This is a genomic window from Micromonospora sp. WMMD882 (genome assembly GCF_027497255.1).
GTDB lineage: Bacteria > Actinomycetota > Actinomycetes > Mycobacteriales > Micromonosporaceae > Micromonospora.
The window spans coordinates 3337034-3351368 of sequence record NZ_CP114903.1 but is presented as its reverse complement, the minus strand read 5'-3'; the positions used below and the strand labels follow the sequence as shown (position 1 = coordinate 3351368).

Sequence of the window (14335 nt, the reverse complement as noted above, 5' to 3'; positions counted from 1 at the left end):
GCGATGGCGAGCGACGCGTCCGGCGGTGACCTGCGGCTGGTCGGCCTGACCAAACGGTTCGGCCCGGTCACCGCCGTCGACGACCTCACCCTGACCGTGCCGCAGGGGTCGTTCTTCGCCCTGCTCGGCGCCTCCGGCTCGGGCAAGACCAGCACGCTGCGCATGGTCGCCGGTCTGGAGGAGCCCACCGCCGGGCGGGTGCTCCTCGGCGACCGGGACATCACCGGGCTGCGGCCGTACCGGCGGCCGGTCAACACCGTCTTCCAGAGCTACGCGCTCTTCCCGCACCTGGACGTCGCCGAGAACGTCGCGTTCGGGCTGCGCCGCCGGGGCATCCGGTCGCCCCGCGGGCAGGTCGAGGAGATGCTGGCCCTGGTGCAGCTCGCCGGGTACGGCAAGCGTCGCCCCGCCCAGCTCTCCGGCGGGCAGCAGCAGCGGGTCGCGCTGGCCCGCGCCCTGGTCAACCACCCGCAGGTGCTGCTGCTCGACGAGCCGCTCGGCGCGCTCGACCTGAAACTGCGCCGGCAGATGCAGACCGAGCTGAAGCGGATCCAGACCGAGGTCGGCACCACCTTCGTGCACGTCACCCACGACCAGGAGGAGGCCATGACGATGGCCGACACGGTCGCGGTGCTCGACGCCGGCCGGATCGAACAGCTCGGCCCACCGGTCGAGCTGTACGAGTTCCCGGCCACCGCCTTCGTGGCGACCTTCCTCGGCCAGTGCAACCTGATCGCCGCCGACGCCGCCGGCAGGTCCGTCGGCGGTCCGGGCGGCGAGGAGGTCGTGGTCACCGCGCACGGCTCGCGCTTCCCGGTGCCCGTCGGCCGTGCCCGCGTCGACCGGGGTCCGGTCCACCTGGGGGTACGCCCGGAGAAGCTGCGACTCGTCGGCTCCGCCGCCGAGCTGCCGCAAGGACACCAGCACGTCCCCGGGGTGGTCAGCGACGCCGCCTACGTGGGGGTGAGCACGCAGTACCTGGTCCGTACCGGCTGGGGCGACGAGCTGACGGTCTTCGCGGCCAACACCGACGCCGAGGGGCGGCACCCGGTCGGCGCGCGGGTGCTGGCGCACTGGGCGCCCGAACACGCCTTCCTGCTGCCCCGCGACCCGGCCGGGGCGCGCCGGTGAGCAGGCGGCGGCTGCTGCCGTACCTGCTGCTCCTGCCGGGGGTGGCCTGGCTGGCGGTCTTCTTCGTCGGGCCGCTGCTCCAGCTCGCCGCCACCAGCCTCTACGACCCGGCCGGCTCGCTGGCCACCGGCTACGCGATGACCTGGGCGTTCGGCAACTACCCGGACGCGGTGCAGGCGTACTGGCCGCAGTTGGCGCGCTCGTTCGGCTACGCCGGGGCGGCGCTGGTGGTGGCGCTGCTGCTCGGCTACCCGCTGGCGTACGCGATCGCCCTGAAGGCCGGCCGCTGGAAGAACCTGCTGCTGGTGTGCGTGGTCGCCCCGATGTTCACCAGTTTCCTGGTCCGTACCCTGGCCTGGAAGACCATCCTGTCGGACCACGGCGCTCTGGTCGGGCTGCTCCGCGCGACGCACCTGCTGGACGCCGACGGGCGGCTGCTGGCCACCCCGTTCGCGGTGGTGCTCGGGTTGACGTACAACTTCCTGCCGTTCCTGGTGCTGCCGCTGTACGCGAGCCTGGAACGGCTCGACGTCCGGCTGCTGGAGGCGGCCGGCGACCTGTACGCGGGCCCGGCGCAGGCGTTCCGCAGGGTGGTGCTGCCGCTGTCGATGCCGGGTCTGGTCGCCGGGACGCTGCTGTTCTTCATCCCGGCCAGCGGCGACTACATCAACGCCGAGCTGCTGGGCACGCCGAACGAGTACATGGTCGGCAACGTCATCGACTCGGCGTTCCTGGTGCGGTTGGACTACCCGCAGGGCGCGGCGCTGTCGTTCCTGCTGATGGCGGCGGTCCTCGCGATGGTCTTCGCCTACCTGCGCCGGGGCGACCGCGCGGAGGTGATCTGAGTGTCGCGGGCGGCGCGCTGGCTGGCCGACCGGTGGGTGGTCGGGGTGGCCCTGCTCGTCCTCGGTTACCTGCTGCTGCCGGTTGCCGTGGTGGCCGCGCTGTCGCTGAACCGTCCGGCCAGCCGGCTGTCGTACGACTTCCACGAGTTCACCCTGGACAACTGGCGGAACCCGTGCGCCAGCGCGGACCTGTGCGACGCGGTGGTCCGCAGCGTGCAGATCGGGTTCCTCGCCACGGTCGTCGCCACCACGCTGGGCACGCTGACGGCGTTCGCGCTGACCCGGCACCGGTTCCGTGGCCGGGCCGCCGTCGACGTGCTGGTCTTCCTGCCGCTGGCCACCCCGGAGCTGGTGATGGGCACATCCCTGCTCGCCCTGTTCGTCTCCGCCGGGGTGCCGCAGGGCTTCTGGACCGTCGTCGTCGCGCACGTCATGTTCTGCCTGTCGTTCGTGGTGGTGACGGTGAAAGCCCGGTTGACCGGCATGGACCGGCGGCTGGAGGAGGCGGCGATGGACCTGTACGCCTCGCCGTGGCAGACGTTCCGCCGGATCACCCTGCCGTTGGCGTGGCCCGGCATCGTCGCCGCCGCGCTGCTGTCGTTCTCGCTGTCGTTCGACGACTTCATCGTGACCAACTTCAACGCCGGGGCGACCGTCACGTTCCCGATGTACGTCTGGGGCGCCGCCCAGCGGGGCATCCCGCCGCAGGTCAACGTCGTCGGCACCGCCATGTTCGCGATCGCGCTGCTGCTCGTCCTGTTCCACACCATCCGCACGCCCCGTTCCCGTTGAGGCGCAGGTGGGGGCACCCTGTCAACACCTCGGGTGACGGAAGGGAGCCAGGCCCGCCACAGCAACGTCGTCTGCCAGCAAAGCGCCCTTACGGGAGTGATGCCTGATGAGGATTCTCGTCGTCGGAGCCGGTGGGGTCGGCTCGGCCGCGGTGGCCGTCGCCGCCCGGCGTTCGTTCTTCGACGCCATGGTCGTCGCCGACCGGGAGCCCGAGCGCGCCCGGCAGGCCGTCGCCGACCACGGCGACCGGTTCAGCGCCACCACCGTCGACGCCTCGTCGGCGGCGGCGGTGGCCGCGCTCTGCCGCGAGCACCGGATCACCCACGTGCTCAACGCGGTCGACCCGCGTTTCGTCATGCCGATCTTCGACGGGGCGTTCGCGGCCGGCGCGAACTACCTCGACATGGCCATGTCGCTGTCCCGCCCGCACCCGGAGCGCCCGTACGAGCTGCCCGGGGTCAAGCTCGGCGACGGCCAGTTCGCCGCCGCCGGCCAGTGGGCCGACGCCGGCCGGCTCGCGCTGGTCGGCATCGGCGTCGAACCCGGCCTGGCCGACGTCTTCGCCAGGTACGCCGCCGACGAGCTGTTCGCCGAGATCGACGAGATCGGGGTACGGGACGGCTCGAACCTGATCGTCGAGGGGTACCACTTCGCGCCGTCGTTCTCCATCTGGACCACCATCGAGGAGTGCCTGAACCCGCCGGTGATCTGGGAACGCGGGCGAGGCTGGTTCACCACCGAGCCGTTCAGCGAGCCGGAGGTCTTCGATTTCCCCGGCGGCATCGGCCCGGTCGAGTGCGTCAACGTCGAACACGAGGAGGTGCTGCTCGTGCCACGCTGGGTGCCGGCGCGGCGGGTCACCTTCAAGTACGGCCTCGGCGCCGAGTTCATCGAGGTGCTCAAGACCCTGCACAAGCTCGGCCTCGACTCGACGTCCCCGGTGCCGGTGCGCGGCCAGCACGTCTCGCCCCGGGACGTGGTCGCCGCCTGCCTGCCCGACCCGGCCACCCTCGGCCGCCGGATGAGCGGCCGGACCTGCGCCGGCACGTACGTCACCGGCACCGGCGTCGACGGCCGGCCCCGCCGGGTGTACCTGCACCACGTGGTCGACAACGAATGGTCGATGAACGAGTACGGCCACCAGGCGGTGGTCTGGCAGACCGCGATCAACCCGGTCGTCGCCCTGGAGCTGCTCGCCACCGGGGCGTGGCAGGGCGTCGGGGTGCTCGGCCCGGAGGCGATGCCGCCGAAACCGTTCCTCGACCTGCTCACCGCGTACGGCTCACCCTGGGGGATCGAGGAGAGATGACCGCCAACCGCTACGGCGCCATGTACGGGCCGGACCTGACGTTCCTCGGGGTGCCGCCCTGCACGGTCGGTGAGCCCGCGTCGTACTTCGACGCCGACGTGGTGATCATCGGCGCGCCGTTCGACGGTGGCACCTCGCACCGGCCGGGCACCCGGTTCGGCCCGTCCGCCATCCGGCAGGCCTGCTACCTTCCGCACGACGGCTCCCGACCGTCCCTGGCCCTGGGCGTCGACGCGCTGCGCGACCTGCGCGTCTACGACGCCGGTGACGTGGAGATGTTCGCCGGGGACATCGAACGCTCCCTGGCCGCCCTGGAGGACGCGGTGCACGCGGTCACCGCCGCCGGGGCGATCCCGATCGTGCTGGGCGGTGACCACTCCATCGCCCTGCCCGACGCCACCGCGGTGGCCCGGCGGCACGGCCTGGGCCGGGTGTCGCTCGTGCACTTCGACGCGCACGCCGACACCGGGGAGATCGAGTTCGGCTCCCTGTACGGCCACGGTCAGCCGATGCGCAGGCTCATCGAGTCCGGGGCGGTACGCGGCGACCGGTTCCTCCAGATCGGGCTGCGCGGCTACTGGCCCGGCCCGGCCACCCTGGCCTGGATGGCCGAGCAGCGGATGCGCTCGTACGAGATGACCGAGCTGGTGGCGCGCGGCCTGGACGAGTGCCTCACCGAGGCGTACGCCCTCGCCGTCGACGACTGCGACGGGGTGTTCCTGTCGGTGGACGTGGACGTGGTCGACCCGGGCATGGCCCCGGGCACCGGCACCCCGGAGCCGGGCGGGCTGACCAGCCGGCAACTGCTCGACGCGGTCCGCCGCTGCTGCTACGAGCTGCCGGTGGTCGGGGTGGACGTGGTCGAGGTCGCCCCGCCGTACGACCACGCGGACATCACCGCGTACCTGGGTAACCGGGTGGTGCTGGAGGCGCTGTCCGCGATCGCCCGCCGCCGCCGCGACGCCACCGGCGACTCCCCGCCCTGGGACCCCCGCCGCCCCCTGCTCGGCTGAGCTGGGCGTCAGGAATATCTGCCAGGCGCCCCTCCCTGCACCTTGCCAGCAGGCGGAATGAGATCGAAACTTCCTGCATGGCGTCTCGTCGGTCGTCCCGTGCTGCAAGCGCGCCCAAGCCCGGCGGGGGTGGGCGGACCATGGTGGCCCTGCTCGCCGGGGCGCTCACCTTCGCGCTGGCGTGCGGCGCGGAGCTGACCGTGGTCGGTGCGCTGTTCGGGTTCCGTCCCGGCGGCGGGGCGACGATGAGCGGGCTGGCGGAGTGGGCGACCCCGACCGAGCCGTCGCCGTCGCCGTCGGCGCGCCCGACCCCCACCCCGAGCCCGTCCGGCGAGGTGGAGATCCGGCAGGTCCGGGAGACGGCCCGGATACCGTTCCCGGTGCAGACCGTGGAGGACGCCGGGCTGCCCGACGGCCAGCAGGCGGTCCGGACGAAGGGCGTGACCGGGCTGAAGACGCTGTTCTACGAGGTCACCTACGTCGACGGCGAGCCGACCGGGAAACGGCTGCTCCGCTCGGAGGTCACCAAGGTCCCGGTCACCCAGATCGTCGCGGTCGGCACCTCCCGTACCGCCGAGTGCGACCCGAACTACAGCGGCTGCGTCCCGGTCGCCGAGGACGTCGACTGCGCCGGCCGGGGCGACGGCCCGGTCTGGCTCACCGGCACCGTCAAGGTCACCGGCGAGGACGTCTACCGCCTCGACCGCAACGGCAACGACATAGCCTGCGACGAAAAACCCTGACCCGTTCCCACCCACCCCGCTCCGGACTCTCCCGCGGCCGTACGACCGTTCGTATCACCGATCTGGCTGTGTCCTGAGTGGAGGATGCCCCGGTATCCGCGAAATGGTGGCGGGGCTGACGCGGAACGGCGGCGGGGCTGACGCGAAATGGTGGCGGGGCCGGGGCGGAACGGTGGGTGGGGCGGGCCGAGGCGCTGACCGGGCCGTCCTGTCGACGGGGATGATCGGCGGCACGGTGGTTACCGGTGGGCGTCACCGCTGGCGACACTCGTCGCCGTGAGCGATCGACACCCGCACCAGCCGCCGCCCAGGTTCACGTTCCCGCCCGGGATGGTCCCGCCACCCGCCGACGGCCCGCCCTGGCACGCCGGCACCGGCACCGGCATCGGCATCGGGGCCGGCGCGGGTTTCAGCACGGGCATCGAGGCCGGTGCGGGCACGGGCAATGGGGCCGGCGCGGGCGCCGGAACTGGTACGGGCTGGTTCGGTCGGCTCACCGGCGGGCAGCGCGTCGGGCTGCTGGTCGGCGGCGGGGCGCTGACCCTGGTGCTGCTCTGCTGCGGCGGGCTCACCGTCATCGGCGCGACGGCCGATCCGCCGAAGGAGCCGAAGCCGGCCGCCGCCGGCGGGGTCCGGGACCAGGGCCTCCCGGTCCCGGCGGTCACCTCCGCGCCACCGGCAACGGAGTCCGCCCCGGCGACGGGCGCCCCGGCCCCGTCCCCATCCCCGTCGGCGTCCCCGACGCCCACGCCGTCACTGTCGCCGTCGCCGGTGGTGCGGACGCGGACCGTCACCAGCACGGAGACGATCCGGCACGGCAGCCGGACCGTCAAGGACTCCTCGCTCGCCAAGGGCACCCGGAAGGTGCGTACCCGGGGCGTGGACGGGGTGCGGACGCTGACCTACCAGGTGACGGTGACCGACGGCGTGCAGACCGGCCGGAAACTGGTGAAGTCGGTGGTGACCCGCCAGCCGGTGACCGAGGTGGTGGCGGTGGGCACCAAGGTCGCCCGGGAGTGCGACCCGAACTACAGCGGCTGCGTGCCGATCGCCAGCGACGTCGACTGCGCGGGCGGCGGTGGCGACGGCCCGGCGTACGTGAGCGGCCCGGTCCGGGTGATCGGCAGCGACGTCTACCGCCTCGACCGGGACAAGGACGGCTGGGCCTGCGAGGACTGAGGCTGCCCGGAAGGGCGCCGTTCCGCAGGTGGGACGGCGCCCTTCGGCGCGACTAGAGGGTGAGGGTGACGTTGTCGATGTAGCCGGTGTCACCGGCGGCGGCGTCCCGGACGCGCAGCTTCCAGGTGCCGTTGCGGGTCTCCGAGGAGAGGTTGACGGTGTAGGTGGTGTTGATGTTGTCGGCGCTGCCGCCGGAGCGGTTGTGCAGCGTGTAGGTGCTGCCGTCCGGGGCGACCAGGCTGACCACCAGGTCACCGATGTACGTGTGCACGATGGACACCGCCACCTTGCTGCTCGACGAGGCGAGGCCGGAGCAGCCGGCGACGGTGACGCCGCTCTCCACGGTGGTGTAGTCGCGGATGGTCACGTTGGCGCTGTTGGCGCCGGTGCAGCCCGACGGCGGCGGGGGCTCGCTGGCGCCGCCGCCGAGGTACAGCAGCCGGTTGGGCGAGCCGCTGCCCGGGCTGGTCACCACGTTGCTGGTGGCGTCGGCGACCAGTTTGTCGCGTACCTGCTGCGGGGTGTACGACGGGTTGGCGGCGAGCACCAGGGCGGCGGCGCCGACCACGTGCGGGGTCGCCATGGACGTGCCGGAGATGCTGTTCGTGGCGGTGTTGCTGGTGTGCCAGGCCGAGGTGATCGACGAGCCCGGGGCGAAGATGTCCAGGCAGGAGCCGATGTTGGAGTAGTTGGCCCGGGCGTCGTTGGACTGGGTGGCGCCCACCGTGATGCCGGCCGGGGTGCTGGCCGGCGAGCTGTTGCAGGCGTTCGCGCCGTAGTCGTTGCCGGCGGCCAGGCCGTAGGTGACGCCGTCGGCGATGGACCGGGCCACCGCGTCGTTGATGGCCTGGTTGAAGCCGCCGCCGAGACTCATGTTGGCGACCGCCTTCTCGCCGGCGGCGTGGTTTCCGGTCACCCAGTCGACACCGGCGATGACCCCGGCGTTGGTGCCGCTGCCGGCGCAGTCGAGCACCCGGACGGCGACCAGGGTGACGCCCTTGGCCACCCCGTACGCGGTGCCGCCGACCGTGCCGGCGACGTGCGTGCCGTGGCCGTTGCAGTCGTCGGCCGCGCCGCCGTCGACCGCGTCGTACCCGGAGACCGCCCGGCCGCCGAAGTCGCTGTGCGTGGTACGGATGCCGGTGTCGATGATGTACGCCTTCACGCCCGCGCCGTTGTTCGCGTACGTGTAGGAGCTGTTCAGGGGAAGGGAGCGCTGGTCGATCCGGTCCAGGCCCCAGGAGGGGGTGGGGGACTGCGTGGCGGAGATCCGGACGGTGTGGTTCTGCTGCACGTACCGGACGGCCGGGTCGGCGGCGAGCCGCTTGGCGGCCGTCTCCGACATCCGGGCCTCGAAGCCGCGCAACGCGTTCGAGTACGTCCGGCCGATCGCGCCGCCGTGCCGGCCGGCGAGGCCACGCGCCTTCGCGCCGACCTCGGGGCGGCCGACCGCGCTGTCCTCGAAGACGACGATGTACGAGTTGTCGACGGCGGTCGCGCCACCGGCGAGCAGGATCCGGCCCTCGGCCGGCGCGGCGGTCGCGGGGGCGCCGATCGCCACGGTGGCTGCGGCGGCGGTGGTGGCCACGGCGAGACGCCAGCGGCGTCCTGTGGCGGGGGAGTCTGTCATCCCTCGGGGTGTTCCTTCCCTTGAGCAGCGCGCTTGTGGCGCGCCAATCGATCAAGGCTGATCGAGTGACGGGGATCGTATGGCACCCGAAGTCAAATTCGACGATGTCTTGACCTATTCGTGATCAAGAGGTCCGGGCGAACGCGGCGTCGAGGACGTCCAGCCCACGGGCCAGCTCGGCGTCGGTGATCACCAGCGGGGGCAGCAGGCGCAGCACGTTGCCGTACGTGCCGCAGGTCAGGGTGAGCAGACCGGCGGCGTGACAGGCCGCCGACACCGCCGCCGCGCCGGCCGGATCGGGCGTGAGGGTGCCCGGCCGGACCAGCTCGACGGCGAGCATCGCGCCCCGACCGCGCACCTCAGCCACCCGCGGATCCCGGGCCGCGACGGCGTGCAGTCGGGGCCAGGCCGTCGCCCAGATCCGCCGGGCCGCCGCGTCCAGCTCGCGCTCCCGCATGATCCCGATGCTGGCCAGCGCCGCCGCGCAGGCCACCGGGTTGCCGCCGTACGTGCCGCCGAGGCCGCCGACGTGCGCCGCGTCCATCAGCTCGGCCCGACCGGTCACCCCGGCCAACGGCAGGCCACCGGCGATGCCCTTCGCCGTGGCGACCAGATCCGGCACGACGTCCTCGTGCGCGCAGGCGAACCAGTCCCCCGTCCGGCAGAACCCGGTCTGGATCTCGTCGGCGACGAACACCACCCCGGCCGCCGTCGCCCACTCCCGCAGCGCCGGCAGGAAACCCCCGGCCGGTACGACGAAACCGCCCTCGCCCTGGATCGGCTCGACCAGCAGCGCGGCCACGTTCTCCGCGCCGACCTGCTTCTCGACCAGGTCGACCACCCGGGCCGCCGCGTCCGGGCCGGACAACCCGCCGTCGCGCAGCGGATACGACATCGGCGCCCGGTGCACCTCACCGGCGAACGGCCCGAACCGGTGCTTGTACGGCATGTTCTTCGCGGTCAACGCCATGGTCAGATTCGTCCGGCCGTGGTAGGCGTGCTCGAACGCCACCACCGCCGGGCGTCCGGTGGCGTGCCGGGCGATCTTGATCGCGTTCTCCACCGCCTCCGCGCCCGAGTTGACCAGCAGCGAACGTTTCTCGAAACCGCCGGGGGTGAGCGCGTTCAGCTCCTCGCAGACCGCCACGTACGACTCGTACGGGGCGACCATGAAGCAGGTGTGGGTGAACCGCTCCACCTGCGCGCGGACCGCCTCGACCACGGCCGGAGCGGCGTGCCCGACGTTGGTCACGGCGATGCCCGAGGCGAAGTCCAGCCACCGCCTGCCGTCCACGTCGGTGATCGTGGCCCCGACCGCGTGGTCCACGTACGAGCCGAGCACGCTGCCCACGCCCCGGGCCACCGCCGCCGTACGCCGCCGACGCAGCTCCTCGGAGAAGGTCACGGCTCAGCCCTCGATGTGGTGCATGACGTGCTTGACCCGGGTGTAGTCCTCCAGCCCGTACGCGGAGAGGTCCTTGCCGTGCCCGGAGTGCTTGAACCCGCCGTGCGGCATCTCCGCGACCAGCGGGATGTGCGTGTTCACCCAGACGCAGCCGAAATCCAGCCGCCGGGTCATCCGCATCGCCCGCCCGTGGTCCCGGGTCCAGACCGAGGCGGCCAGCCCGTACGGCACGCCGTTCGCCCAGCGCACCGCCGTGTCCTCGTCGTCGAAACGCTGCACGGTGATCACCGGCCCGAACACCTCCTCCTGGATGATCTCGTCCGGCTGACGCACCCCGGAGACCACCGTCGGCGCGTAGAAGAAGCCCCGCTCGCCGACCGGCGTGCCACCGGCCCGCACGCTCGCGTGATCGGGCAGCCGGTCCACGAAACCCCGCACCCGGGCCAACTGGGCGGCGTTGTTCAGCGGCCCGTAGAGCACGTCCGCGTCGTCCGGGCCGCCCGTCCGGATGCCCCTCGCCTGCTCGGTCAACGCGGCCACGAAATCGTCGTGCACACCCGGCCCGGCCAGCACCCGGGTCGCCGCCGTGCAGTCCTGCCCGGCGTTGAAGTAACCGGCCGCCGCGATCGCCTCGGCCGCCGCCGCCACGTCCGCGTCGTCGAACACCACCACCGGCGCCTTCCCACCCAACTCCAGATGGGTACGTTTCAGGTCCGTCGCGGCTGCCGCCGCCACCTCCCGGCCGGCCCGGGTCGAGCCGGTGATCGACACCAGCCGGGGCGTCGGGTGGGCGACCAGGGCCCGACCGGTGTCCCGATCCCCACAGACCACGTTGAGCACGCCCGGCGGCAGGAACTCGGCGGCGATCTCGGCCAGCAGCAACGTGGAGACCGGGGTGGTGTCCGACGGTTTCAGCACCACCGTGTTCCCGGCCGCCAACGCCGGGGCGACCTTCCACACCGCCATCATCAGCGGGTAGTTCCACGGGGTCACCTGGGCGCACACCCCGACCGGCTCGCGCCGCACGTAGGAGGTGTGACCGGCAAGGTACTCGCCGGCCGACCGGCCCTCCAGCAGCCGGGCCGCCCCGGCGAAGAACCGGAGCTGGTCGACCGCCGGGGGCAGCTCCTCGTCGGCGGTCAACTGGCGGGGCTTGCCGGTGTTGCGGACCTCGGCGTCGACCAGCTCCGCCGCCCGCGACTCCACCGCGTCGGCAAGCTTCAGCAGGGCCCGCTGACGTTCCGCGGGCGTGGTGTCCCGCCAGCTCTCGAAAGCGGTCGCGGCGGCGGAGGCCGCCCGGTCCACGTCCGCCGCGCCCGAGACCGGGGCCTGCGCGAACACCTCACCCGTGCACGGGTCGACCAGGTCGGCGTACCCGCCGTCGACCGGGTCGACGTAGCCGCCGTCGACGAAGTTGCGCAGCCTCTGCAGATCACTCATGGAAGTCTCCGGGGTGGTCGGGCTTCTGCGGCGGTAATCGCGGCCGTCCTGCCATCTTGGCCACCGAATCCGAGGCAGACAAGGGCAGGCACGACCGTTTCCGTGAAGTCGGTGGGTCCACCGGGAATTTCGTGGTCCTCTACGCTTGGCGGGTGCAGTCGCGTCCCTTCTTCGTCGCCGGGCGACCCGTCCACGGCGACGGCGAGCTGACCGTCCACCACCCGTACGACGGGCGGGCGGTCGGGCGTACCACGCACGCCACGCCCGAGCAGGTCGAAGCGGCAGTCGCGGCAGCCGCCGCCGTGGCCACGGAGGCCGCGGCCCTGCCCGCGCACGTCCGCGCGGCGGCCCTGGACCACGTCTCCCGCCGGCTCGCCGAACGGGCCGACGAGACCGCCCGGCTGATCACCGCCGAGAACGGCAAGCCACTCAAGTGGGCGCGGGCCGAGGTGGGGCGGGCCGTCTCCACCTTCCGCTGGGCCGCCGAAGAAGCCCGCCGGTTCACCGGCGACCTGCAACGCCTCGACACCGACCCCACCGCCACCGGGCGGATCGCCCTGGTCCGGCGGGTGCCCCGGGGCCCGGTGCTCGGCATCACCCCGTTCAACTTCCCGCTCAACCTCGTCGCCCACAAGGTCGCGCCGGCGCTGGCCGTCGGCGCGCCGATCGTGGTCAAACCCGCCCCGGCCACCCCGCTGACCGCGCTGCTGCTCGGCGAGCTCCTCGCCGAGACCGGGCTGCCGGAAGGCGTCTTCTCGGTGCTGCCACTGCCCAACGAACGCGCCGCCGGGCTGGTCGCCGACCCGAGACTGCCGGTGGTGTCGTTCACCGGCTCCGGGCCGGTCGGCGCGGCCGTCCGCCGGGCCGCGCCCGAGAAACACGTCACCCTCGAACTCGGCGGCAACGCGGCGGCGGTGATCTGCGAGGACTGGAACACCGACGAGGACCTCACCTACGCCGCGCACCGGATCGCCACCTTCGCCAACTACCAGGCCGGGCAGTCGTGCATCGCCGTGCAACGGGTCTACGTGCACGAATGGCTCTACGACGCGTTCCTGCCCAGACTGGTCGCCGCCGTCGAGCAGCTACGCCTCGGAGACCCGGCCGACGAGACGACCGACGTCGGCCCGCTGATCTCCGTCCAGGCCGCCGAGCGGGTCGAGTCCTGGGTGGACGAGGCGGCCGTCGCCGGCGCCACCATCGAGGTCGGCGGACGCCGGGACGGCAGCAGCTACCCGCCGACCGTGCTCACCGGGGCGCCGGCCGACGCCAAGGTCAACACCGAGGAGGTGTTCGGGCCGGTGCTGGTGGTCACCCGGGTCGCCCACGACCGGGCCGCCTTCGCCGCCGTCAACGACTCCGCGTACGGGCTCCAGGCCGGCGTCTTCACCCACCGCGTCGACGTCGCCTTCGCCGCCGCCCGCGCCCTGGATGTCGGCGGCGTGATCGTCGGCGACGTGCCGTCGTACCGGGCCGACCAGATGCCGTACGGCGGGACCAAGGGCAGCGGGGTGGGCCGCGAGGGCGTCCGCAGCGCCATGGACGACTACACCGAACCCCGGGTGCTGGTGCTCACCGGCGTGCAGGTGTAGCGCCCTCGTCCGAGGGCTACCAGGTGCCGTCGTCGTGCACCCGGGCGGGGGCTCGCCCGAGCAGGAGCGTGGTGAGGGCGGCGTCGACGTCCGGACCGAGGAACCACTCACCGGCCTGGTCGAGGGCGAAGATCCGACCCCGCTCGTCGACCGCGAGGATGCTGTCCTGCCGCTCCGTACCGATCGGAAACAGCCGTACGCCCAACACCCGCCCAAAATCCACCAGACTGGCCACACTGTGCGCGACCGGCAACGGATCCACCTGGAAGCGGGAGATCCAAACCGCTTCACCCGGACCGCGACGTCCGCTGGAAAGGCTCGGGAAAGCGGTCAGAGCCTGGAGAGCGGCAGGGAACCGAGGGAGCTGAGCGGAGCCGACCACTGCCTCGCAGGTCTCGTCGATGGCCGCTTCTGCCAGCAACTCGTCACCGAATTCCGGTCGCCAGCCGGCGGCGGCGAGGGAGTGGGCGACCTCGGCTGGGAAGCGGTTCGGGTCGGGGAGGGGCTGGGGGTCGGGCCGCCACGGCTCGACGTAGGCCAGGTCGGCCCACGGCCGTAGGCGCAGGTGGACCAGCGCGGTCAGACACGAGTCGCAGGGACGGTCCGCCGGGCCGCCGGCCGGATCACCCGGCTCACGTACCCGGAAGATCTCCAACCGGGCGGTCTCCAGCAGCGCGAGGTACTCCTCGAAGTCCAGCGGCGGCTGACCGGCGAGCGCGCGTTGGTGGTCGTACTCGTGCAGCACGTCGGAGACGACGACCAGCTCGGCGTGCCGATCGCCGCCCCGGACCAGGTGTCCGGTGGGCACGCTGCTCAGGTAGCCCTGGATCATCGGGTGGTGGTTCACCTCGACGTCGCCCTTCGCGCCCTGGGCGACGTAAGTCCGGCCGTCGACGGTGAGGTGCGCGGCCGTACCGGGCGTCGGCAGGCGGTGGATCTCCCGCAGCAGTTGGGCGGCCGGGTCGACGGTACGCGGCGCGCGCTGGCTGGGCCGACGCTGCCGGTACGTCTGTGCGACGATCTCCGCCGGCAGTCGTGGCCAGTGGCTGACCTCGCCGGTCTCCCGGTCGACCACCGTGGTCGGCAGGTCGCCCGGAACGGTCGGGACGCCACCCGCCACCGTGGACGAGATGACGTAGCCGACGTCGAACTCCTCGACCACGGGGACGCACTCGTGGCCGAGGCGCTGCGAGTCGCGTCGCGCCCAGACGGAGGCGAGCTGCTCGGCCTGCTGACGGTCGATCACGCGCTGAAGT

Annotated in this window: 12 protein-coding genes; 8 read left to right on the top strand and 4 right to left on the bottom strand. The window is 72.8% G+C overall.

The genetic code is table 11. The features are described from left to right. Positions 1-3: 3 nt before the first annotated feature. From O7606_RS13800 to O7606_RS13770, 7 genes are all read left to right on the top strand, one after another. Positions 4-1131: an ABC transporter ATP-binding protein gene (locus O7606_RS13800; RefSeq protein WP_281594430.1), complete on the top strand. Its 1128-nt coding sequence runs from the start codon at positions 4-6 to the stop codon at positions 1129-1131. Further along, complete coding sequence (locus O7606_RS13795) at positions 1128-1976, top strand: ABC transporter permease (protein WP_281594429.1); 849 nt, start codon at positions 1128-1130, stop codon at positions 1974-1976. Before O7606_RS13800 ends, O7606_RS13795 begins: the two co-directional genes overlap by 4 nt. Continuing rightward, positions 1977-2768 (top strand): ABC transporter permease, encoded by a 792-nt coding sequence (locus O7606_RS13790; RefSeq protein WP_281594428.1) that lies wholly within the window; start codon positions 1977-1979, stop codon positions 2766-2768. It begins immediately after the preceding gene. Between the two features lie 106 nt (positions 2769-2874). Beyond that, on the top strand, positions 2875-4077 hold the full coding sequence (locus O7606_RS13785) for a saccharopine dehydrogenase C-terminal domain-containing protein (protein ID WP_281594427.1): 1203 nt from the start codon (positions 2875-2877) through the stop codon (positions 4075-4077). Beyond that, positions 4074-5090, top strand: a complete 1017-nt coding sequence (gene speB / locus O7606_RS13780) for an agmatinase (RefSeq protein ID WP_281594426.1) — start codon at positions 4074-4076, stop codon at positions 5088-5090. Before O7606_RS13785 ends, speB begins: the two co-directional genes overlap by 4 nt. A 140-nt stretch (positions 5091-5230) precedes the next feature. Further along, entirely contained in the window at positions 5231-5833 is a 603-nt protein-coding gene (locus O7606_RS13775; RefSeq protein ID WP_281594425.1) for a G5 domain-containing protein, read from the top strand. Positions 5834-6109: 276 nt separating this feature from the next. Further along, on the top strand, positions 6110-7012 hold the full coding sequence (locus tag O7606_RS13770; RefSeq protein WP_281594424.1) for a G5 domain-containing protein: 903 nt from the start codon (positions 6110-6112) through the stop codon (positions 7010-7012). Positions 7013-7064: 52 nt separating this feature from the next. Here the strand turns inward: O7606_RS13770 and O7606_RS13765 are convergent, their stop codons facing one another. The 3 genes from O7606_RS13765 to O7606_RS13755 form a co-directional block, all read right to left on the bottom strand. After that, a complete protein-coding gene (locus O7606_RS13765; protein WP_281594423.1) occupies positions 7065-8642 on the bottom strand; it encodes a S8 family peptidase in 1578 nt (525 codons plus the stop codon). A 124-nt stretch (positions 8643-8766) separates the two neighbouring features. Continuing rightward, on the bottom strand, positions 8767-10047 hold the full coding sequence (gabT, locus tag O7606_RS13760; RefSeq protein ID WP_281594422.1) for a 4-aminobutyrate--2-oxoglutarate transaminase: 1281 nt from the start codon (positions 10045-10047) through the stop codon (positions 8767-8769). A gap of 3 nt (positions 10048-10050) precedes the next feature. Beyond that, positions 10051-11487, bottom strand: a complete 1437-nt coding sequence (locus O7606_RS13755; RefSeq protein WP_281594421.1) for a gamma-aminobutyraldehyde dehydrogenase — start codon at positions 11485-11487, stop codon at positions 10051-10053. 152 nt (positions 11488-11639) lie between these two features. Here O7606_RS13755 and O7606_RS13750 point away from each other — a divergent pair, with 152 nt between their 5' ends. Continuing rightward, positions 11640-13079 (top strand): aldehyde dehydrogenase family protein, encoded by a 1440-nt coding sequence (locus O7606_RS13750; protein ID WP_281594420.1) that lies wholly within the window; start codon positions 11640-11642, stop codon positions 13077-13079. 16 nt (positions 13080-13095) lie between these two features. Here O7606_RS13750 and O7606_RS13745 read toward each other — a convergent pair whose 3' ends face one another. Then, the gene (locus O7606_RS13745) at positions 13096-14325 is read right to left on the bottom strand and encodes an SUKH-3 domain-containing protein (protein ID WP_281594419.1); all 1230 of its coding nucleotides are present in this window, start codon (positions 14323-14325) and stop codon (positions 13096-13098) included. Positions 14326-14335: the final 10 nt, after the last annotated feature.